Source organism: Streptomyces sp. NPDC048337 (genome assembly GCF_043201175.1).
GTDB lineage: Bacteria > Actinomycetota > Actinomycetes > Streptomycetales > Streptomycetaceae > Streptomyces.
The window spans coordinates 237,291-260,250 of record NZ_JBICYR010000010.1 but is presented as its reverse complement, the minus strand read 5'-3'; the positions used below and the strand labels follow the sequence as shown (position 1 = coordinate 260,250).

Genomic DNA, 22,960 nt, shown 5'->3' with positions numbered 1-22,960 from the left:
GACACCCCGCGCGGGGTGTACGGGTACCCGAACAGGCGATGGATCAGCTCCGCGACCCTCGCCAGCGTCCACCGCTGGTCCTCCACCCAGCCGTGCGCCGCAGGGCCGGCATCAAGCTCGGCCTGCAGTCGTTCTGCCTGGGCATCGCTGAGCTGACACGGGAAGCCGCCGGGCCCCTTGGAGGACAGGGCGGGCCTGCCGCCGTCACGCCAGGCGGCGTGCCAGGCGTACGCCGACTTCCGCGACACCCGTAACCTGTGGGCCACCTCCGGCGGCCGCATCCTCTGCTCGAACATCTCCGCGGCCTCGAAGCGCACTGCCTCACGCTTCGCCCGCCCCGCAGCGGTCAGACCGCCGCCATCCGCGTACCTCATGACGAGGATGTAGCACCGTCAACGCCCGCTGTCACCCCACCCTTTCAACCTCAGCGGCAACTACTGCCGTCACCCCACGCAGAAGCCCCGCCGGGACACACCCGACGGGGCTTCCAGTTTGCTGCAGCTACGCGTAGCTGCAGCACTCACACACTAGTCTCCCAGAAACCACAGATAGAGATGAGATCCATTCTCCACCTGCAGACAGAGCCTTTCGATCTCCACTACTGAATCCTGCCCAATAATCTCGCGGACAGACTGGTGAGCGATTTCCCGTCGAAGCCTCTCGACCTGTCGCGAATTGAACATTGTATCCGCGTAAGGCAGCAGGCTGCTCAAGAACGGAAATTTGTCTTCATCAATGCGCTGGACGGTTTCCATCCAATCCAGTCTGCAAGATCCGTGTAGCACGATTTCGCCGCTCTCCGTGCGTACCTGGGCATTGATCACCAGCCACCACCTCGTCAGTTCGGGTGAACGCTCTCGACCGCACCGTTCCGCACCCATACCGCAACCGAGAACAGATCGTTCCCGTCCGCGTCGTAGCCGATCGGGTGACGGCTTCTAATGTCGAGAATATGACGGTGGGCGGAACCGGTGCCGAGGTTCATGTTATCCATCGGCTTTCTCATCGCCAGCTTGGACCAGTTGCGGATATGGTCTGGCGTAACCCAGTCCTCGAATTTTGACTTCTCTGCCCATTTCCAGGAGTCCGCATGATTCGCGTCATGCCTCGGGAGGATATGTTCATCCATCACCTTATCCGAGACGGCCCCAGTCCCGCAGTTGTGAACGAGTACCGGAGTGGCCCCCGCCAGCACATAGTACGTGTGGAGGTCGTCGACGGTGAGGTTGTGGGTGGTGACGGCGTACGGGTAGTTGCGGGTTGCCTGGACGGTGAGGGTGGTGCCGTTGGGCTGGCGGAGCTGCTCGCCCGGGGCGAAGTCGCCGGCGTCGAGCCACTGGCGGCGGGTCTCACTCCAGTGCGGGTGGTGAGAGGTGGACGTGAGGACGGCGGGCGGGCCGCGGGGGTTGGCGTCGTCGGTGAGGGTGAGGTCGGTGAATTCCTTGTCGTCTGGGGTGGTGATGGTGGCCGTGACCGTCTTGGATTCGGTTTCGCCGGTCTGGGGGTCCGTGGCCAGGACCTGGTCGCCTACCTCGATATCCTCAATGGCCTTCGTCGTGCCATCGGCCATCTGAACGCGCGCACCAGTGGGGAAGCTGTTCTTCTTGACTGGGCATGATGCTCCGGACTCGGAGTCGCCGGCTCGTGATTCCGACCCTCCACCGTTTGACTCGGCGTCGGCTTCGCCCTTACTACTCTTGCTCTCCGTGCCTGCGGAGTCGCTGGCCTTCTCCGTCGCTGCTTTCTCGTCCGCCGCCTTGCGTGCTTGTGCTGCCGCTGCGGCTGCTTCGTCCTCGGCCTTCTTGGCCTTGCTGAAGGCCTCCATGACCTTGGCGGCCCTGCGCTCGCCGGCGCTGATCGCGTCGTAGGTCTTGTTGAGCTCTTTGTAGATCTTGAAGGCCTTGATGCCGACCTTGATGGCCTTGAAGACCTTGCCCCACGGGACTGCGTTGAGCGCCGTGTTGATGCAGGCCATGACGTCGCCCTTGGTGAAGCAGTCGCGGGCGTCGTTGTAGCCGATCAGGTCGCCGATCAGGTCGACGACGGCGTGCTTCAGCTCATCGCGCTTCCTCTTCGCCCGGTCCAGCTCGCTGTTGGCGTTGTTCAGCTCCGTCGACTCAGTGCTCGATCCGCCGTCGCCGGTTGGGGGGTCGATGCTCGGCGGCGGTCCGTTACGGTTGCAGGCAGCGGGGCTCGAACAGCCTCCGTCGTCAGTCCTCAGCCCTGTCGGGTCCGACCCGTTGATCGGACTGTTGTTGCCGTACGCGTACGCGTTCCACTGCTGTGGATCGCTAGCGTCGATGATCGGGTCCGGGCTGATGAAGCGGCCTGTCGTCGGGTCGTATTCGCGGGCTCCGAGGAGAGTGAAGCCGGTGGCCTTCTCCTTCGTGCCGCCTACGAAGCCCTTGTCGCCTGCCCAGGCGTCGGCCGCGGGCTGGGTGCCGCGTTCGTTGCCGAAGGGGTCGGAGGGGCGGCGGACCTGGGCGAGATCGTCGGCGTTGAACTGGACGCCGTTGGTGCCGTGGTGGTCCGAGGACTGGTACGTGAGGGTGGAGGCGCCGGCCGCCGTGGTGCGGGTGATGGACAGGCCGCCGGGGGCGCCGTAGGTGCGGACGTTGGAGACCTTGCCGGTGGCGGTGTCCAGGGTGATCTGGTCGGTGCCGAGGTTGAGGGTGGTCTTGCCCGGGTCGCGGCGGATGAGCTGGTTGCCGCCGGTGTCGTACAGGTAGCTGGTGCCGGCGCTTTCGCCGGTGCCGGTGATCTTGTCGAGCTTGCCCTGGTCGTTCCAGGTCAGGGTTTTTGTGCCTGGCGTGCTGGTGATGGATGCCGTGTTGCCCGTGGCGTCGTACGTGTACGAGGTGACCTTGGTGCCCGCCGGTCCTGTTTCGGTGGAGGTCATGAGGGCGTGCGGGCCGCCCGTGCCGCCGCCCGTCTTCGGGTCGGTGGAAGGAGCGTTCGGGCCAGAGCCGAAGATCTGGGTGACCGTCGTGTCCTTGGCCGCGTTGCCCGTGACGTCCTTCTTGACCAGCTTGGTGCGGTTGCCGAGCTTGTCGTACTCGTACTGCTGCCAGTACGGGGCCGGGCCTCCCACGCTCGGCTTGCCCGCACCATCCACCGCCGGTCCCCCGCTGTTGGTGCAGCCGCCGATGCCTCGGACGCTCGGCTGGGGAGCCGTCGTGGTGGTGCCGGTGTCGGTCCAGGCCTGGGTAAGACGGCCGAGGTAGTCGGTGGTGAAGCACTGCAGGTCGCGGGTGGCGCCGTCCTGCGTGTTGCTGATGGAGGTCAGCTGGCCGACCCGGTTGTAGGTGTAGTCGTTGACGTCGACGCTGGCGGTCGCCGCGGTCTGCTTGTCCAGCGTGGAGCGGATGGGTTGACCGGTGGCCTGGTCGTAGTCGACGGTGGAGACAATCTGTCGGCCGGTGTCGCCGAGAGTGGTACGGATGGCGCGACCGTACGGGTCGTAGCGCATGTCCACGACATACGGTGTGATCAGAGATCCGATGGTGCTATCGAGCGAGGTGAAGCCGCCTACCGAGTTGATGCCGTAGGTCAGGGTCTCGGCATTCAGCCCGGTTGCGGTGATGGCCGGAAGGGCCGTGGTCTTGAGCTGGCCGAAGGTGTCGTAGGTGTTCGTGGTCTCGTAGGTGCCCGCCAACTGCTTCTCGGCCTGCGGGATGGTGACCTTGGTGCCGAGAGGGCGGTAACCGACGTCGTACCCGGTGATCTCGGAGGTGTACGCGCTGCCGGAAGCACCGCCCACGAAGCGCGTGGTGGTCGAGGGCTTGCCGCGGACCTTGGTGTCGTAGGTGAAGGATCCGACCTGCTTGGCCGGGTCGACGGCGGTGCCCTCGTACGTGGCGATCGTGCGTCCGAGGAGGTCGCTGACGGTCGTGGCGCTCTTGCCGCGGGCGTCAGTGGCCGTGACCAGGTTCTTGCTGTCGTCGTAGATGGTGCTGGCGATACCCGAGTCGGGGTCGGTGGTCTTCACCGTGCGACCGAGCAGGTCGTAGCTGAAGGTCCACTCGTTGCCGGCCGAGTCCTTGCGGGACAGTTCCTTGCCCTGGGTGTTGCTGACGTATGTGGTCTCGTCGTAGGCACCGGTGGGGGTGTTGGTCTTGTACTGGCGCAGGACCGAGGTCAGGCCGTTGGTGATGGACGCCGTGGCGTAGCCACCCGCCGGCGGGATGGTGCGGACCTCGTCGGCGCCCGGATACTCGGTCTTCGAGCGCCACTGCTCGACACCATAGGACTGGAACACGGAGGCGGTGGTCCGGCCGAGGCCGTCGAAGACGGAGACGGTCTGGGCGGGGATCTGGCTGTCGGGGTTGACCCCGCCGTTGGGCAGGAACAGCGCCCCACCGGGGCTCTGCTCGTCGTTGTAGTACGGCGTGCTGGTCTTGACCTGCCAGCCGTGCGAGTCGAACAGCGCGTCGGTGATCAGACGACCCTTCACCCCGGAGGGAGTGTGGGCCTGGGTCTGGCGGACGCGGCCGAGGCCGTCGTAGATCGTGTAGCTGTTGATGTACCTGTTGTCGTTCATGAGCGCCTGGCTCAGAACGGTCGTCGGGGCGTTCGTGCCGTTCATGGAGTACGAGAACTTGCGGACCGGCAGGTCGGTGTCGCGGTTCTGGCCGGGCTGCCAGATGCCGACGATGCGTCCGAGGGCGTCGTAGCTCCGGTACCCGGTTCGACCGTTCTCGTCCTTGGTCACCGTCGGTAGCGCGCGGCCGTGGTCGATCTTGGTGGACGACGCCCAGCCGAACGGGTTGGTGTGGATGACCTCCGTCGGGAGGTGGCCCGTGGCCGGCTTGTACTCGGTCTTGGTCACCGCCCCGCCGGGGTGGGCGGCATCCTTGCGGACCTTGTTCGTACTGGTGGTGACGCGACCGTACGCGTCGTACGTGGACGTGACGTTGAGCCGGTAGACCGGCTTGCCGGCCGCGTCGTACTTCTCCAGAACCTCGGTGCCTGTCTGGTCGGCCGTCGTGTCCGCCTGGCCGAGCGCCTTGCCGTCGAAGTAGGTGCGGGTGTCGCCGACGGTGTTGGCGGCCGTCGGCGTCTGGCCGCAGGCACCCGTCACGACCAGCGTCCGGGAAGCGAGCTGCGTGAGCGCACCTCCGGGTCCGGCGGCGTACTCGAAGGAGCTGCACAGGCGTTGGCCGGCGCTGGAGAGGTCGCTGTTGTCGTCGACCTGGAGGGGACGCGACAGGAGGGTGTCGTCGTACGTGGAGGTGCGCTCGCTGGTGCGCCAGGCGCCGCTGGCCAGCTTGGCGCGCGTGGTGACCTTGCCGGTGTTCATCGGTCGGGCGGTGATGGCAGGCATGCCGCCCGACTGAGCGCGGGTGGCGGTGACCTTGCCGAGCAAGGGGGTGGAGACCTCGTCGGAGACGACGTTGCCGCCGTCGCGGTCGTACGTCTCGGTCTGGCGGACGAAGCCGGACAGGACGTCCTCGTCCTTGATGGTGCCGCCCTGGGCGTCGGCGATGCTCACGCTGCGCTTGGTGCCGTTGGCGAGGACGTCGCCGTCCATGCCGCGCAGGAAGGTCGCCACCGACTTGGTGCGCGGCGCCTCGGCCGCGTTGCCGTTGCCCGTACGGGTGGTGACGGTGGCGTAGCCGCGGAACTGGTCCCAGGTACGGGTCTTGGGGTCGGTGAACTCCGAGTCGTTGCGGTGCCAGGCGATGCCGCCGCCGTACTCGTAATCGGTCACTGTGGTCACCTGCCCGGCGACCTTGTCCTGCTGGGTGACGGACTGGACGACCACCTTGTGGAACCAGTCGTCGACCGGGTCCGCGTAGGACTGGCCCGGCAGGTACCACTTCACCGGCATGCAGGCCATGGTGTTGCTGTCCTCGGAGGACGGCATCGTGCCGTTGGCCCGTGAGCATTGCGGGGCCTTGTACACCACGTTGATCTGGCCACCAGTTTCGGTGGTGATCGTCTGGATGCGAGGACGGTAGTAGCGGGAGGTGCTGGCCTCCGTGCCGTTGGGGCGCTTGACCACCCCGTCGACCCGGTTGGGGATCGACAGGGGCGTGAAGTATACGGGCGGCACGTCCAGCTTCGTCCTGGCGTTCGTGCCGGTGCGCTGGATGGAGTTCAGCCACAGGGTCGGTGACGTGCCGTCGCCCGGGTCATCCGGATCGATGGGAGCGCCTGGATTGGCCGGATCGCCGACACCCGGACGTGCCCAGAGGTGCTTCAGAACGTAGGAATCGACCGTGCGATAGGCGGTGCCGTCGAGGACCTCTGTGTCGATCTTCGTCAGACGCTTGGTGGAGAAGTAGGTGGGGGACAGATTCAGGCACTGGCCGGTGGACGCGCACTCCTGGTCGACCGGGGTGTCGCCCCAAGCCTGGGCGTTGTTCTTGCGCTGTGCCGGGTCGCAGACCGTACCCGCCTCCAGGCAGCGGTCGCCGGCGCGCAGCCAGACCTGTGCTGCCGGCTTGGCCGTGCCCTTCGCCGCGATCTGGTCGGGGAGGCGCTGACCGTAGCCGATCCAGGTCGGGTAGGAGGCACGCTGGTAGAGGGTGGAGGTACCAGTGCCGTTGTTCTGGCCTCCGCCGCGCCCGTAGTAGTTGTCCTCCTGCTCGTATCGGTAGGAGATGAGGTTCTGGTGCGGGTCCACGACGTAGTCGAGGTTCCACTGCCAGCCCATCGACTTCCACCAGCCGTTCGGCGGCGTGTCCGCGCCCAGGCACTTGTCCTGGCCGCTGTTGAAGTACACCGGGACCGTGGAGACGGACTTGGTCTCCGTGTCGGTGCCGTCACCACCGGGGAGATGGTTGGAGCCGAAGTAGTACTGGGTGCCGTCGGTCGTGGTGACCTTGAAGTTTTCGCCCTGCCAGGCGGCGTTCCAATTCCCGGTCAGGCGCTCGATCTTCGTGCCGTCCTCGCCCTGAAGACGGTAGACGCACGTGGCGTCGTCACGGACGATCTGGCCCGAGTGACCCGCCAGGTTCAACGAGAGGATGTCGCCTGCCCAGCACTCGTCACCCGAGTCCTTGATGCCCGCGTCCTTGCAGCCCTTGTACGAGCGGGAGATCGAGCCGGGGCTCCAGTCCCAGCCCTCACCGATCAGGCCGGACTGCGCGTTCGTGGACGCGGTACGGCCGTCGATCGACGAGGAGTCGTAGCCGAGGACGACGCTCGGGGCCGCACCCGCGATGGCCGAGGGGATCTCGGCCGTGTAGCCGTAGGTGAAGTTCGCCGCGTTGGCCCCGGCCTGCCAGGAGGCGGAGGGCAGCAGCGGCGTCGCGGAGTAGTCACCGAGGTTGCTGGACGGTCCGGGCTCCACGCCGAGGGCCACGCCCTGGGCGGCCAGGACCTGGGGTGCCGAGGACGACGCGGACGTCGTACCCGGCTGAGACTTCAAGAAGGTGGTGGGAGCTGACCCGCTCTTGGCCACGTCCACGTCCGCCACCAGGCGCCCGGAGGCGTCCCGGTGTGAGGCCACCGGCGTGCGGGTCGTGCAGCCGGCCGCACCCGGAGTCGTCAGAGCGCATGCGGGCAGCTGCACCAGTCGGGCACGGTCCGCCCAGTTGGCGCCCGCGTTCTTCGCCCAAGCCGAGACGTCGAGGCCGACCTGGACCTTGCCCGTGGCGGCAACACCCGCGGGGTCGGTCAGGGCGATCAGCGCACCGTTCACTCCGGCCGCGCGGGCCTTGGCCTGGTCCTTCACCTCGACGCTGAGGCTGCCCGGGCCAGGGGCGGAGGGCGAAGTGGCGAGCTCGGACAGCAAAGCCGTCGACTTTGCGTCATTCCCGGGTGCGATCCAGACAGGCAGGTCGCCCGCCCGAACGGAACCGGACCCACCGGCAGGCTTCGACGCGGGGCGGGAGCCGACCTCGACCCTGTTCACCCCAACCGGAATGTTCGATTTCTTGGCGGGCTTCCAGGTGCCCACCGCGGTCGCCTTGCCCGCCTCGGACTTGGCGTCCGCACCCTTCACCGGCTTCGCGTCGGGCAGTGCGGTGTTCGGCGGCACCCACACCTTCGGCGGCTTGTCCGCCGCTTGGACCACGGGAAGTCCCAGGCCAGAGACGAGGACGATAAGGGCGGCGACTACCGCAACCCGCGCTCTGCCGCGCTTTGAGCGCATGGCGAAGCGACTCCGATATGACAACTGGATCCCCCCACAGGAAACAGGTACAGGAAACACCCCGGGCCAGGAGGGTCCGGATCACGGGCACTCTACGAAGCGCGTGTTCGATATGTAAGGGGATTTTAAGAATCCGTCCCTTGGCCGAAATCACCCTCGGACAAGGTGCCACTTCATGCCACGAACCAGGCGTGCGGCGTGGCAAATACCTGACGAACTGTTGACAAGTTTGCAGATCGGAAGGAAATGTGCCCCTGACTTCTGTACATCGACCGCTCACAGCGAGGACCTCCGCCATGAGGCCTGCATTTCCTTCACACCGTTCCAGCTCGGGGGGCTTCCGCAGACGACGGCCCCCCGGCGCACTCACCCTGCCGCTCGCCGGCGCCGCCGTACTCGCCCTCGGATCGGGTCTGCTGACCGGTCTTCCCGCGTACGCCGATGAAGCACGCGGCCACGGCCCCGCCAACACCTCCTGGCCCACCCCTGCACCCCGCCCTCCCTCCGCAGAGGCGTCGGCGATCGATACGGCGAAGGGCCGGGCCAAGAGCAGCGGCAAGCCGGTCCTCATCGACCATCTGACAACAGCCAGTTCACAGACTTTCGCCACCCCCAACGGGACGCTCGCCACGGAGACCTCGCTCGAACCGGAGCGAGTGAAGAACGGCTCCGGACACTGGCAGAAAGTCGACGCAACCCTGCGGACGAACACGGATGGCACCGTGACACCGGCGGCCGTCCCCTCTCCGCTCAGCTTCTCGGGCGGTGGCACCGGCCCGATGGCGACCATGACGACCGCGGACGGCAAGAAGCTGGCCCTCAAGGCGCCCTTCCCGCTGCCCAAGCCCGCCCTCAACGGGGCCAGCGCCCTCTACTCGTCCGTGCTGCCGGGCGTGGACCTCAAACTGACCGCCACCCCCGCCGGTGGCTGGCGCCAGGTGCTGATCGTCCGCACCGCCGAGGCTGCTGCCAGCCCCTCCGTCAAGAAGCTCCGGCTACCCGTCGAGGCCGACGGTCTGACCGTGAGCGCTGACGGTGCCGGCAACCTCAAGGCGGTGGACGCTCAAGGCAACACCCGTTTCACAGCCCCGACCCCGCTCATGTGGGACTCGGCTCGTCCCGAGCAGGCCGCTCCCGCCGCCCGCTCAAAGTCCGCGGGCGCCCTGGCCAAACAGTCCGCTCCGGCCGAGGGCATCTCGACACCGTCGAGCTCCGACGGCCCCGGCACAGGTGCCGGGGTGCAGCCGATCGCCACGACCGTCGACGCCCAGGGCATCCAGCTCGTCCCTGACGACGCCCTACTCCAGCGGGGCACCGGCCCCTGGTACATCGATCCTGGCTGGGCCCCGACGGCCAACAACGCCAACCAGGCCTGGGCCCAGGTCCAAGAAGCGTACGAGGACACCAACGAGTTCAACGGAACCCAATACGGGCAGGACAAGCCTGCCACCGGCTACTGCGGTTACAACGTGGGCAACCCTCCGTGCGACGGCATCGGCAGGACCCGCGCCTACTTCCAGATCGGCGTCGACTCGAGGCTCTACAACACGGAGATCCTCAGCGCGCGGTTCGAGGCGAACGTGATCTCCTCCTCGAGCCCGAGCACCGTTACCCCGATGGGTCTGTACTCCACCGGCTACATCAGCAACCCGACCAGCTGGAACAGGCAGCCCTGCGACAAGAACTCGCACATGGGTGGCTGCACCAAGGTCGCCGGCATCAGCATGTCCGGGTCCGGTGGCATCGCCTTCGACGTCAAGGGCCTCGTGAAGACGGCGGTCCGCTACCAGTGGCCCACCATCACCATGGGCCTCGCCCCAGATGACGAGTACAACAAGTACTACCGCCAGCGGTTCGACAACAGCCCGCGCATCGTCGTCGAGTACGACATCACGCCGACCGTCTCGGCGCCGCGCACCGGCCCCACCCCCGGTTTTGCCGACACCAACTCCTACGCCGGCTGCCGCACTCCCGGGACCACCAACCCTTGGGACAACCCGGGCTGGGTCGGTTCCAACAACAACATCACCCTCACCACTGACACGTACTCGGCCACCGGACTCCAGCTGTGGACGGCTTTCAAGGTGTGGGACGACGACGACGGCGGAAAGGGCTTCTCCGCGGAGAGCGGCTGGAACGGCAGCAGTGGACCCGTCAGCGTCGACGTCGGCCCGCTGATCGACGGGCACCAGTACGGATGGCACTCCCGCACTGCCGACGGCTTCCTGACCAGCGCCGACAGCGAATACTGCTTCCTCCGGGTCGACCGCACGCCGCCGACCGCCTCCGTCACCTCCACGGACTTCCCCGCCTCCGGCACCATCGGGGCGCACCCCAAGCTCGCCGGCCAGGAGGGCACCTTCACCCTCACCGGCGCCGACCCGGCCCCGGCGAGTGGTAACCGCACCTCCGGCCTGGCCTGCGCCCGCTGGACCACGGATCCCGTCAAGGCCTCCGCCACCGGCTGGAAGTGCACCGACGACGGTGTCATCAAGCTGACCGGCGGCAAGGCCACCATCAAGGTCACGCCCCCGCACTGGGGCACCAACTACGTGTACCTGCAGACCCAGGACAACGCGGGCAACATGTCCCAGCCCTTCGTCTACAGCTACTACGCGCCGAACAACCCCGACGCGGGCAAGCCGGTCTTCGGGGACATCAACGGCGACCGCAAGCCCGACGTACTGCTGCCGGACGCCACCGGCAACCTGCGGAAGATCGCAGGGGGTGAAGACCCGTACGGCGCGCCCAAGGCCGACATCAAGGCCGCTCCGGGAAACTCAAGCAACTGGAACGGCATCCAGATCAGCCACCGAGGCAGCCTCGGCCGTAAGGTCATCGACGATCTCTTCGCCCACGAACCGGGCAATGCCAACCTCTACCTCTACACCAACGACAGCACCGGCCGGTTCGACGGGCAGGCGCCTGGCACTGTCACCAAGCCCACGGCCTGTGTCACCCCGGCCAACGCCACGATCGACTGCGCGGCCCACGGCTACGGCGCCGACTGGGGCAAGGTGACGCAGATCGCGGCGTTCGGCTCAACCACCGGTGATTCCGATGCCACCCCGGACAGCCTTCCCCGTACCTCCCTGCTCTTCGTCGAGAACGGTCGGCTGTGGCTGACCACGGCGGGTACGACCGATGCCCTCTCCCCACAGGCCATCCTGCTCTCCGCCAACGACACCAAGTGGGACGGATACGAGCTCATAGCCCCCGGCCGGGCCCAGGGCACGGACTTCCCCACCCTGTGGGCGCGTTCCAAGGCCGATGGCAGTCTCCACGCCCTCTCGGTCAAGGGAACAGCGCAAGCCCCGGACCTCACCGGCTTCACCAACCCGGCGGCAGGCCTGATCTCGGGCCGGATCGACACCAAGGCCTACCCTCAGGTCGGCTCTGACGGCGACCTGAGCGGCGACGGCATCCCGGACCTCTGGGCCGTCGACGCCAACAAGCAGCTCGTCGCGTTCAACGGCACTGGCACTGCCACTCCGTACCCGGCCGTCACCGGCGTCAGCACGACGCCCGTCACCCTGGGCAACCTCAACACGCCCAAGGCACAGTGGCTGCTGACCGATCCCGGCGGCACCACCGTCCCCAGCGTGATCGGCAACTACCCCGGCACCGCGGCCGGCATCACCTGGGCCGGGGACAGCATCGGCGGGCGCGCCACGTCCTACGCCCAGTTCAAGGACACCAGTTCCTTCATCACCACCACCGGCCCGGTGATCGACACCCGCAAGAGCTTCACCATCAGCGCCTGGGTCAAGGCCGACGCCCTCGGAGGAGCCGTCATCAGCCAGGACCTGAACCGCAACAGCTCCCTCCTCCTGTTCCCCAACCACATCAAGAAGGTGTGGCAGTTCTCCCTCGCCAACGGCGACACCAGCCCCTGGCCCTACGACGAGACCACTCAGGTCAACAGCACCGCCGACATCACCCCGGGTGCCTGGACGCGCCTCACCGCCGTCTACGACCACACGACCGGGCACATGCGCCTCTACGTCAACGGCACCCTCGCCGCAACCGGCCAGCACGGCGCGTCCAGCAGCCCGGCCCCCGTCGGGCCCTTCACCCTGGGCCGCTTCAAGGACTCCGGGGCGTACTCCACCTCCCCCTTCAAGGGCGGCGTCAGCAACCTCGCCGTCTACCCCTACGCCGCCTCCGTCACCGCCCCCGCGGCCAGCAGTCCCATCAGCCTCACCGCGGCCGCCGGAAGCTGCATCGACAACGCCTCCGGGGACACCGAGGACGGCAACAGGATCCAGATCTGGGGGTGCAGCGACAACTGGATCGCCCAGCAGTTCGAGATGCGCAACGACGGCACCGTCCACGTCCAGGGCAAGTGCCTGAACGCCGCGGGCGCCGGGACCACGAACGGCACGCCCATCGAACTCCGTACCTGTGACAGCAGCGCCGGAAGCCAGAAGTTCCTCCCCCGAGCCGACAACGGCCTCTACAACCCCGCCTCCAACCGCTGCCTCGACCTCGGCAACTTCAACACCACACCAGGCACCCTGCTCTGGCTCTACGACTGCAATTCCTCCCCCGCCCAGCGCTGGACCATCCCCACCCTCGGCACGGCCCCCCTCCCCATCCCCACTCCATAGCAGCGCACCGCACCGAGGCCGCCTCCCCCACCCGGGGAGGCGGCCTCCGCCATGTCGTCGGCGGCCATCCACCACACCCCGCCGCGCAATCCCTCGAAGGGGGGCATGGCCACCCCCGGGTGGTTCGAACGCCGGGTCACGGCCCCTCGCCCGGCTGCCCCTTGGGGTTCGGGGGTGGGGCGCAAGTGTGTGCGGGCGTTCGCTCCCGGTGGGCCGTGACGCCGCTCTGAGCAGCGGCGTTCTTGCGGCGTCAGTTCACCGCCGAGGGGCTTCGGGAGGAAACTTGCGATCCGTGCACGTTCATGTGGTGTTCGAGCAGGAAGCGGGCGGGGGTGGCCGCGCGTGAGGCTTCTGCGAAGGCCCGAGAGCGTCCAGCCCGCCGTCTCCGAGAGCGAGCGGCGGCTGTTCGGCGGGCCGCTGCGGTACGACGCCGGCTGGTCCAACCACGACTACGCCCGGCTGGAGAGCCGGCTCCTGGCCACTCTGCGGTCCATGCCCCGCATGGTCGGCGGGACCCTGCGCCTCGCCTGGGACACCGACCGGCGCGCCCTGCTCACCGTCGCCGTCGCTGAGGCCGGGCAGGGGGTCACCTCCGCCGTCGGGCTGCTCGTCCTCAGCGAGGTGCTCCGTACGCTGCTCGGCGCGGGAAGTGCCGCCGACCGGCTGCACGACGCCGTGCCCGCCCTCGCCGCCGGGGCGCTGGTCGCCGTGCTCGGGGCCGTGCTCGCGTCCCGGTCGACGGCGGCAGCCGGGCGGATGGAGCCCAAGGTGGAGCGGGCCGCGTACGAGCAGTACCTGAAGGCGGCCGTCGAGGTGGAGCTCGAAGCCATCGAGGACGGGGAGTTCCGCCGGCTGCTCGACAGCGCCCAGTGGGGGCCGCCCTCCGCCCGCCGGACGGTGGGGGCCTGTGTGGCCACCCTCGGCGGGGTCATCTCGCTCGTGGCCACCGCCGGGGTGCTGACCGTCCTGCACCCCCTGCTCCTGCCCATGCTGCTGCTGATCGCCGCCCCGCGCGGCTGGGGCGCGATGCGGGTGGCCCAGCGCCGCTACCTGTCCGTGATCACCTGGGTGGAGCACGTACGGGCGGCGCGGCTCATCGGCCAGCTGCTGATCTCCCGTACGTCGGCCCCCGAGGTACGGGTGCACGGCGTCGGCCGCTATCTGCTGGGCCACTACCGGAACATGGCCGAGCACGCCGAGGGCGAGGCCACCCGCCTCGCCAAGGACAAGGCCGCCACCGAGCTGCTCGCCGCCGCGCTCTCCGGCGCCGCCGCCCTCGTCACGTACGGGGCGATGGGGGCGTTGATCGTCTCCGGCCGGATGGACCTCGCCGTAGCCGGGACGGCCGTGATCGCGGTGCGCACCGGCTCCGCGAGCCTCGGCGCACTGGTGAGCACCACCAACACCCTGCACGAGGAGTCCTTGTACGTCAGGGACTTGGAGCGGTTCGTCGCCGCGGCCGCCCGCCGCGCCATCCCCGCCGGAGGGCTGCCGCTGCCCGAGCGGCTGGGCACGCTCCGGCTCGACGACGTGCACTTCAGCTATCCGGACCGGGACGAACCGGCCCTGGCCGGCGTCTCCCTGACCATCGAGACGGGCAGCGTGGTCGCCCTGGTCGGCGAGAACGGTTCCGGGAAGAGCACCCTCGTCAAACTCCTCGCCGGACTGCACCTGCCCGACTCCGGATCGCTGACCTGGGACGGGGTCGAGGTGCGGGAGGCGGACCGGGAGCAGGTCTTCGACCGGGTCGCCCTGCTCACCCAGGACTTCGAGCGCTGGCCGGTGACCGCCCGGACCAACATCTCCATCGGCCGGCCCGGCGCCGAGAGCCCCGAGCGCTCCGTGGAGCAGGCGGCCGAGGTGGTCGCCGCCGCCCGCTACGCCGGGGCCGACCGGATCGTGGAGAAGCTGCCGAACGGCTACGAGACCCTGCTCGCCCGGGTGTTCAGGGGCGCCTCGGAGCTGTCCGGCGGGCAGTGGCAGAAGTTCGGCCTGGCCCGCACCCGCTTCCGCGACGCCCGCGTCATCGTCGTGGACGAGCCCACCTCGGCGCTCGACCCGGAGGCGGAGATCGCCGCCTTCGACAGCATCCGGGGACTGGCCGGGCCGCGACGGGCGGTGGTCCTCGTCACGCACCGCATGTCGGGGGTGCGGTTCGCCGATGTCATCTACGTGCTGCACGAGGGCCGGGTCGTCGAACAGGGAAGCCACGAGGAGCTGTTGGCCCGGGGCGGCCGCTACGCGACCATGTTCCGGCTCCAGGCCGAACAGTACGCGCAGGACGCGCAGGACGCGCAGGACGCCGCGCGGCCCGCACCCATCCCCCGGCAGGCCACCGCGGCCCGGAACGACCCGTCCGTCACCTGAAGCGGTGAACTCCCCCTTATCCCGGGGGTGTCACGGGTAAGGCCCTGCTGATCTCGTGCGGGGGGCTCGGGCACACCGACCCCCCGCACCCAAGGACGAAAGGCCGAGCACGCCGTGACGCAGCCCTTCCAACTGCCGGATTTCTACGTGCCCTATCCGGCGCGCCTGAACCCCCACCTGGAGGACGCGAGGGTCCACACCAGGCAGTGGGCGCGCGCACTGGGGATGTTGGAGGGCTCCGGCGTCTGGGAGGAGAGGGACCTCGCATCGCACGACTACGCGCTGCTGTGCTCCTACACCCACCCCGACTGCGACGGCGAGGCCCTGTCGCTGGTCACCGACTGGTATGTGTGGGTGTTCTTCTTCGACGACCACTTCCTGGCGATGTACAAGCGGACCAAGGACCGTGACGGCGCCAGGGAGTACCTCGACCGGCTGGCCGCCTTCATGCCGATGGACCTCGCCGACGGCTTCCCCGAGCCCACCAACCCGGTCGAGGCGGGCCTGGCCGACCTGTGGGAGCGGACCGTCCCGGCGATGTCCGCCGACTGGAGGGAACGGTTCTCCGAATCCACGAGGAACCTCCTCGACGAGTCCATGTGGGAACTGGCCAACATCGACATCGGCCGCGTGGCGAACCCCCTCGAATACATCGAGATGCGCCGGAAGGTGGGCGGCGCCCCCTGGTCGGCCGGCCTGATCGAGTACGTGGCCGCCGAGGTCCCCGCGCGCGTGGCCCGCTCGCGCGCGCTCGGCGTGCTGCGCGACGCCTTCTCCGACGCCGTGCACATCAGGAACGACCTCTTCTCCTACCAGCGCGAGGTCACCGACGAGGGCGAGCTCTCCAACGCCGTCCTGGTCCTGGAGACCTTCCTCGGCTGCACCACGCAGGAAGCCGCGGAAGCCGCCAACGACCTCCTCACCTCCCGCCTCCAGCAGTTCGAGCAGACCGCGCTCGCCGAACTCCCCCGGCTCTTCGCCGACCACGCCCTGACCCCGCGGGAGATCGCGGCGGTCCTCGCCTACACCAAGGGGCTCCAGGACTGGCAGTCCGGCGGCCACGAGTGGCACATGGTCTCCAGCCGCTACATGAACCAGGAGGTCAGGGCCAGGGCCAGGGAAACCGCCCCGCTCACCCCGCCCTTCCGCCCGACCGGGCTCGGCACCACCGCCTTCGACCTGGGCTCCGTCTTCACCAAGCGCTCGATGGACCTGCGCCGCCGCTCGTTCAGCCACGTACCGTACGAACGCACCGGCCCGTCCGTCATCCCCGACATCTACATGCCGCACCCGCTCACCCTCAGCCCCCACCTGCCGTACGCACGCGCGGAACTGGCGGCGTGGGCCCGGCGGATGGGCCTGGTGGACCCGCAGCCGGGCGACCCCGGATCGGTGATCTGGAACGAGGAGAAGCTGCGCGGCCTCGACTTCGCGCTCGCCGCGGCCGGAGTCGATCCGGACGCCACTCCCGAGGCGCTCTGCCTCACCGCCGCCTGGCTCGCCTGGGGCACGTACGCGGACGACTACTACCCGGCGGTCTTCGGCCGGGGCAGGAACCCGGCGGCCGCCCATGCCGCCACGGCCCGCCTGATCTCCATGGCGCCCGTCGACCACGCCGACCAGGCGGCGCCGGTGACGGCGATGGAGCGCGCTCTCGCCGACCTCTGGGTGCGCACCACCGCCGGCATGTCCGCGCATACCCGCACCGCGTTCCGGGACACGCTGGTGGAGATGCTGGAGAGCTGGGTGTGGGAGGTGGACAACCTGGTCCTGAACCGCATTCCGGACCCGGTGGACTACGCCGAGATGCGCCGCCTGACCTTCGGCACCCGCCTGACGATGCTCCTGTGCCGGATCGGGCACGGTGGCCGGGGCATCCCCGAGGACATCTACGCCTCGGGGACCATCCGTTCGCTGGAGAACGCGGTCGCGGACGCGGCCTGCCTCCTCAACGACATCCACTCCTACCAGAAGGAGGTGGAGTTCGAGGGCGACGTCCACAACTACATCCTCGTGACCCGGAACTTCTTCGACATCGGCTATCCGGAGGCCCTGGGGATCTGTCACGCGCTGATGACCCAGCGCACCGAGGAGTTCGAGCACATCGCCGCGAACCAGCTGCCGCTGCTCTACGACGACCGGAAGCTCGGCGCCGAGGCCCGGGCCGCACTGGAGGCATACGTGGGCGAGCTGAAGAACTGGCACGCCGGGATCCTCAACTGGCACCGGACGGTGCCCCGCTACCGCGAGGAGGATCTGCGGCGGCCGGCCGACGGCCTGTCCACCGGCGTCCGGAGCTCCGGCTTCGGCATGGCGGCCGCGCGGATCTCCCGTCAGAACTCGTCGGCTCAGAACTCGTCGGCGGTGTGGGGCAGCAGCGGCGTCCGCAGGGCCGCGTCCAGCGCCGCCGCCGCGCCCGGCGTGCGCTCGTCCACCAGCCCCGCGGCGACCAGCTCGGCGACCCGGGTCCCGCCCAGGTAGCAGGCCGCCAGCTCCCGTACGTCCAGGGCGAGGTCGGGCGCGGCCCGCGCGCTCTCGTACGTCGCCCCGCCGGGCCCCGCCTTCAGCCGGAACCGTCCGGCGTTCGCGGGCAGCCGTACGTCGGTCAGCTCCAGCACCAGTTCCACCGGCGCGGCCCAGGACCGCCCGGTCAGCGCCGCCCGTACGTCGACCAGGCGCAGCCAGAGCGCCGGGAACTGGGCGGTGATCCGCACCTGGTCCCGGTCGGCGGCGAAGTGCAGCAGGGGGTCGTCGGCGGGGCGGCCCCAGGCGCGGACCCGGCCGGTGAGGTCGAGGGCGGCCACGCACTCCCACAGCGCGGCGGCGACCGCCGGGGTGTCGGCCTCCAGTTCGTCCACGCGGACCAGGCCGGGGGTGCGGGTGCGCCCGGCGGGCCCGCCCGCGTCGTCCTCCGGCTTGGTGCGGTAGAGCACGTATCCGGCGATGGGCTCGCCCGGCTCGCCCAGGACGATGATCCGGGGCGGGCTCAGCTCCTCGTCCTCCTCGTCCTGTTCGGACAGCCACTCCTCGGTCCACCGCTCCGGGCCGCGGGTCGGGCGGCCGGCCCGCCGGGCGCGGGCGGCCTCGTGGAAGGGGCCGATCAGCGCCGGTGCCCGCTCCGGGTCGACGAGCCGCAGCGGGCGCCGGTCCGGTGCGATGCGCAGGGCCAGCGGGCGGGTGGAGTCGATCTCGATGGTGGTGCCGGTGGTCGCGCCGCCGAAGCCGAAGCGGCCGTAGATGGCGGCCTCGGAGGCCCACAGGGCGGCGATCGGGCTGCCGGCGGCCGCGGCGCGCCGCAGCTGCTCGGCCATCAGCTCGGTGAGGACACCGCGGCGGCGGTGGGTGGGGGCGACGCAGACGAAGGTGAGCCCGGGGCAGGGCAGGTCCGCCCCGGGCACCGAGAGCCGGAAGTCGTACGCGGCCATGAAGCCGACGAGGGCGTCCCCGTCGTAGGCGCCGATCCGGCCGCACCGCTCCAGCAGCGCGTGGTGTTTCGCGCGGCCCTCCTTCTCGGGCCGGTCGTGGAAGACCAGGTACGCGAGCTCCAGAGCGCGGTCGATGTCGGACTCGGGCACGTCGCGGATCTCCACCATGATCACGAGACTAAACGGTCATCGCGGGACCGGTCACCCCATAATGGCCAGATCTGCCCGTTTGGCCGGTTTCCACCGGGCGGTGCTCAGCGCGTGGGGCCGGCCCAGCCGGCCGGGACGTGTCCCAGCCGGACCCGCTGCGGATGGTCCCCAACGGGTACGGACACCCGCTTCGCGCCGGTGGCGAAGTCGATGGCCGTGACCCGGTCGGCGCCGCTCTCGGAGATCACGCACGCCGTGCCGTCACCGTCGACGGTGGCCCAGTACGGCTTGTCGGCGGGCACGAGCGGCCCCTCGGTGAGGGTGGCGCGGTCCACCACGGTCGCGTAGTCGTCCATCGTGCCCGCGATGCAGAGCTTGGCCCCGTCCGGGCTCATGGACATGCCGTGGTGGCGGGAGTCGTTGACCCACTTGGTCCGGTCGGTGGTGGTGGCGGGGTTCTCGGGGAGGGTCTTGAGGCGGGTGATGCGGTCGGAGGCCACGTCGTACTCCAGGAAGCCGTTGAAGAAGGAGACCTGGAAGTAGAGCTTCGACTCGTCGGGGCTGAAGGAGACGGGGCGCACTGCGTCGGAGAGGTCCCCCCGACCGAAGGCGTCCAGCCGCTCCCGCATGTCGATCACCCGGACGGTGCGGAAGGTCTGCGCGTCGACGACGGTGATCTTCCGGTCGCCCTTCGTCCAGTCCAGCCAGGGCGCGTCGAGGGCGGAGGTCACGTCCCCGATGGAGCTGTTCCACAGGTAGCGGCCGCCCTGGGTGAAGGTGTTCTCGTGGGGCTTGTCGCCGGTGGCGAAGGAGCCGACCTGCCGGCCCGTGGCGATGTCGAGGACGTGCACGGTGTTGGCGGTGGAGGCGGACACCGCGACGCGGGTGCCGTCCGGCGAGACGGCCATGTGGTCGGCTCGGTAACCGGCCACGGGGAAGCGCCAGTTGATCCGGCCCGACCGCACGTCGATGGAGACGACGTCGGCGAAGCTGGGCCGGGAGGCGACGACGGCCGAGCCGTCCGGGGTGGTGTACATGTCGTCCACGAACTGGTCGTGGCCCTCGCCCGCGGTGGCGCGGATGCCCAGGAAGAAGCCGAGCTTGACGGGGTTGAGGTAGATCTCCCGGAGCCGTTCCTCCTTGTCGGGGATCACGTTGATCCGGCCGACCTTGGCGAGATCGCCGGTGGAGGCGAGGACGTCGGCGGTCCCCTCCCAGTTGTTCCCGACGAAGAGCACCTCGCGCAGTCCGTCGCCGGGGGCGGGCGCGGCGGCCGCCGGCGCCACGGCAGTCAGCAGGGTGGCCGCGGCCAGCGCGCCCAGGGTGCGGAGGGTACGTGACATCCGTTCAACTCCGGTGTGGGGAAGGGATGGAGAGGGTGCCTCCTGTTACCGGCCGGTAAAATAGGCGGAACGCCAAAAGGGCGCAACCCCTACGGGGTGCGCCCTTGGCTCACGTACGGGGATCAGCCCTTCAAGCGACGGAACCGATCCTGCCGACCACCGTGTTCGAGACGTCGGGGTGGATCGGGATGTGCGCGCCGGTGAGGGCGGCGCCGGTGCCGCCGCGGCGGTTGGCGACGATCTCGGCGGCGATGGACAGCGCGGTCTCCTCCGGGGAGCGGGCGCCGAGGTCCAGGCCGATCGGGGAACGCAGCCGGGCCAGTTCCAGCTCGGTCACGCCGACCTCGCGCAGCCGCTTGTTGCGGTCCTCGTGGGTGCGGCGGGAGCCCATGGCGCCGACGTAGGCGACGGGAAGCTTGAGGGCCAGTTCGAGGAGCGGGACGTCGAACTTGGCGTCGTGGGTGAGCACGCACAGGACGGTCCGGCCGTCCACGTCCGTGCTCTCCAGGTAGCGGTGCGGCCAGTCGACGACGATCTCGTCCGCCTCGGGGAAGCGGGTCTTCGTCGCGAAGATCGGCCGCGCGTCGCACACGGTCACCCGGTAGCCGAGGAACTTGCCGATCCGCACGAGGGCGGAGGCGAAGTCGATGGCTCCGAAGACGATCATCCGCGGGGGCGGGACGCTGGATTCGACCAGCACCTTGAGCGGCTCTCCGCAGAGCCGGCCGTCGGCGCCTATCTCCAGCACGCCGGTCTTCCCGGCGTCGAGCATGGCGCGGGCCTCTTCGGCGATGGTGCGGTCCAGCTCGGGGTGTCCGCCGAAGCCGCCCGTGTGGGCGCCTTCGGTACGGACGAGCACGGCGCGGCCCATCAGCTCGGCCGGGCCCTCGGCGATCCGGGCCACCGCGGCGGCCTCGCCGCGGGCGGCGGCGGCCAGGGCGGCCGCGAACACCTCCCGGACGGGGGAGCCAACGGTTACCGGGGTCACCAGGATGTCGATGATTCCGCCGCAGGTCAGACCCACGGCGAAGGCATCGTCGTCGCTGTACCCGAAGCGCTCCTGGACGGTTTCGCCGTCCTCGAGCGCCTGCCGGCACAGCTCGTACACCGCGCCCTCCACGCATCCGCCGGAAACCGAGCCGATCGCCGTGCCCTCGCTGTCGACAGCGAGTGCGGCTCCGGGCTGCCGGGGCGCGCTCCCGCCGACCGCCACGACCGTGGCGACGGCGAAGTCTCGTCCCTGCTCGACCCACCGGTTCAGTTCTTCGGCGATGTCCAGCATTGCGGCCTCCTCGGAGGGGTTCGGGTTCCAGTATCGGATGCGTGGAGGGTCAGACGGGTGACACGGTCCGTCCCGTTACTTCACGCCGAGCCACGCCTCGATGGGGTGGAGGGCGAAGAAGACCAGGAAGACACCGGTCAGGACCCACATGAAGGCGCCGATCTCGCGGGCCTTGCCCTGCGCGACCTTGATGGCCACGTAGGAGAGGACACCTGCGGCGACACCGGGGGTGATCGAGTAGGTGAAGGGCATGATCACCACGGTCAGGAAGACCGGGATGGCGGTCGCCGTGTCGGCCCAGTCCACGTGGCGGGCGTTCTGCATCATCATGGCGCCGATGACGACCAGGGCCGCGGAGGCGACCTCACCCGGGACGATCTGCGTGATCGGGGTGAAGAAGAGGCAGGCGGCGAAGAGCAGACCGCTGACGACGGAGGCGAGACCTGTGCGGGCACCCTCACCGACGCCGGTGGCGGACTCAACGAAGACGGTCTGGCCGGAGCCACCCGCGATGCCACCGATGGCGCCACCGGCGCCGTCGATGAACAGGGCCTTCGACAGACCCGGCATGCGGCCCTGCTCGTCGGCCAGCTTGGCCTCGGTGCCGACGCCGATGATGGTGGCCATCGCGTCGAAGAAGCCCGCGAGCACCAGGGTGAAGACGATCATGCCGACCGTCATGACGCCGACATCGCCCCAGCCGCCGAAGGAGACGTCACCGAAGAGCGAGAAGTCGGGCATCGAGACGGCGGAGCCCTCGAGGACCGGCGGACCGTTCTTCCAAGCCTTCGGGTCGATGTCCGCGACGGCGTTCAGGATGGCCGCGAGGACGGTGCCGCCCACGATGCCGATCAGGATGGCGCCGGGGACCTTGCGGGCCTGCAGCATGAAGATCGTCAGCAGGGTGACGCAGAAGAGCAGGACGGGCCAGCCGGCGAGCTCACCGACGGAGCCGAGCTGGACCGGCGGGCCGAACTCGGGGCCCTTGCCGACGAAGCCGGCCTTCACGAGACCGATCAGGGCGACGAACATGCCGATGCCCATGGTGATCGCGTGCTTGAGCGCGAGCGGGATCGCGTTCATGATCATCTCTCGGAGGCCGGTGACGACCAGGAGACAGATCACGACGCCGTACATCACGCACATGCCCATGGCCTGCGGCCAGGTCATCTGCGGGGCCACCTGCGAGGCCAGCACGCCGGAGACCGAGAGGCCGGCGGCGAGGACCAGCGGGACCTTGCCGATGAAGCCCATCAGGAGCGTGGTCAGGGCCGCGGCGAAGGCCGTGGCCGTGATCAGCGCCGCGGGCGCCATCGTGTTTCCGGCGACGTCCTTGCCGGAGAGGATCAGCGGGTTGAGCAGGAGGATGTACGCCATGGCCATGAACGTCGTGACACCGCCACGAATTTCATTGCCGACGTTGGATCCTCTGTGGGTTATGTGAAAGTACCGGTCGAGCCAAGAACGCCCAGCGGGGTTGAGAGTGCCGTCGCCGGCCTCTTCCGCGGTGGTCTTGGGCTCCACAGACGACTGGGTCATGGTGCCTAACTCCCAAGGTTCAAAGGGGCACCCGCATGGAGATTGGAGACGCGGGATTTGGGAAACTGCGTTGGCTGCACGACCCGGGGTGACGGCCCGAGGCGACGCGAAATGTGCACTGCGTGTACTGCGGGTAGTGCGGG

Annotated in this window: 9 protein-coding genes and 1 pseudogene; 3 read left to right on the top strand and 7 right to left on the bottom strand. The window is 69.1% G+C overall.

Features of this window, described 5'->3' with window-relative positions; translation table 11 throughout:
* From ACGFYU_RS19175 to ACGFYU_RS19165, 3 genes are all read right to left on the bottom strand, one after another.
* A partial coding sequence (locus tag ACGFYU_RS19175; protein ID WP_393828463.1) for a transposase occupies positions 1-374 on the bottom strand: 374 nt, incomplete at its 3' end.
* A gap of 153 nt (positions 375-527) precedes the next feature.
* A complete protein-coding gene (locus ACGFYU_RS19170; RefSeq protein WP_393828462.1) occupies positions 528-824 on the bottom strand; it encodes a hypothetical protein in 297 nt (98 codons plus the stop codon).
* Positions 825-838: 14 nt separating this feature from the next.
* Positions 839-8,023, bottom strand: a complete 7,185-nt coding sequence (locus tag ACGFYU_RS19165) for a polymorphic toxin-type HINT domain-containing protein (RefSeq protein ID WP_393828461.1) — start codon at positions 8,021-8,023, stop codon at positions 839-841.
* Between the two features lie 374 nt (positions 8,024-8,397).
* Here ACGFYU_RS19165 and ACGFYU_RS19160 point away from each other — a divergent pair, with 374 nt between their 5' ends.
* The 3 genes from ACGFYU_RS19160 (at position 8,398) to ACGFYU_RS19150 (ending at position 17,559) form a co-directional block, all read left to right on the top strand.
* Complete coding sequence (locus ACGFYU_RS19160; protein ID WP_393828460.1) at positions 8,398-12,711, top strand: LamG-like jellyroll fold domain-containing protein; 4,314 nt, start codon at positions 8,398-8,400, stop codon at positions 12,709-12,711.
* A gap of 342 nt (positions 12,712-13,053) precedes the next feature.
* Positions 13,054-15,078, top strand: coding sequence for an ABC transporter ATP-binding protein (locus ACGFYU_RS19155; protein ID WP_393828459.1), 2,025 nt, complete (start codon positions 13,054-13,056; stop codon positions 15,076-15,078).
* A gap of 114 nt (positions 15,079-15,192) precedes the next feature.
* Positions 15,193-17,559, top strand: a complete 2,367-nt coding sequence (locus tag ACGFYU_RS19150; protein WP_393828458.1) for a germacradienol/geosmin synthase — start codon at positions 15,193-15,195, stop codon at positions 17,557-17,559.
* On the opposite strand, the pseudogene ACGFYU_RS19145 reads toward ACGFYU_RS19150, so the two are convergent.
* From ACGFYU_RS19145 to ACGFYU_RS19130, 4 genes and pseudogenes are all read right to left on the bottom strand, one after another.
* Positions 17,490-18,671, bottom strand: a pseudogene (locus ACGFYU_RS19145) (GNAT family N-acetyltransferase); the annotation flags it as partial. The gene ACGFYU_RS19150 and the pseudogene ACGFYU_RS19145 overlap by 70 nt on opposite strands.
* Before the next feature lie 86 nt (positions 18,672-18,757).
* Entirely contained in the window at positions 18,758-19,996 is a 1,239-nt protein-coding gene (locus ACGFYU_RS19140) for a YncE family protein (RefSeq protein ID WP_393828457.1), read from the bottom strand.
* 130 nt (positions 19,997-20,126) lie between these two features.
* Positions 20,127-21,278, bottom strand: coding sequence for an XdhC family protein (locus ACGFYU_RS19135; protein WP_393828456.1), 1,152 nt, complete (start codon positions 21,276-21,278; stop codon positions 20,127-20,129).
* Positions 21,279-21,353: 75 nt separating this feature from the next.
* Entirely contained in the window at positions 21,354-22,817 is a 1,464-nt protein-coding gene (locus ACGFYU_RS19130; protein WP_382640672.1) for an NCS2 family permease, read from the bottom strand.
* Positions 22,818-22,960: the final 143 nt, after the last annotated feature.

What these genes read in the sequence shown, in the direction of transcription:
- ACGFYU_RS19160 (WP_393828460.1), top strand. Translation starts at nt 8,398, where the DNA reads ATGAGGCCTGCATTTCCTTCACACCGTTCCAGCTCGGGGGGCTTCCGC.
- ACGFYU_RS19140 (WP_393828457.1), bottom strand. Translation starts at nt 19,996, where the DNA reads ATGTCACGTACCCTCCGCACCCTGGGCGCGCTGGCCGCGGCCACCCTG.
- ACGFYU_RS19135 (WP_393828456.1), bottom strand. Translation starts at nt 21,278, where the DNA reads ATGCTGGACATCGCCGAAGAACTGAACCGGTGGGTCGAGCAGGGACGA.
- ACGFYU_RS19130 (WP_382640672.1), bottom strand. Translation starts at nt 22,817, where the DNA reads ATGACCCAGTCGTCTGTGGAGCCCAAGACCACCGCGGAAGAGGCCGGC.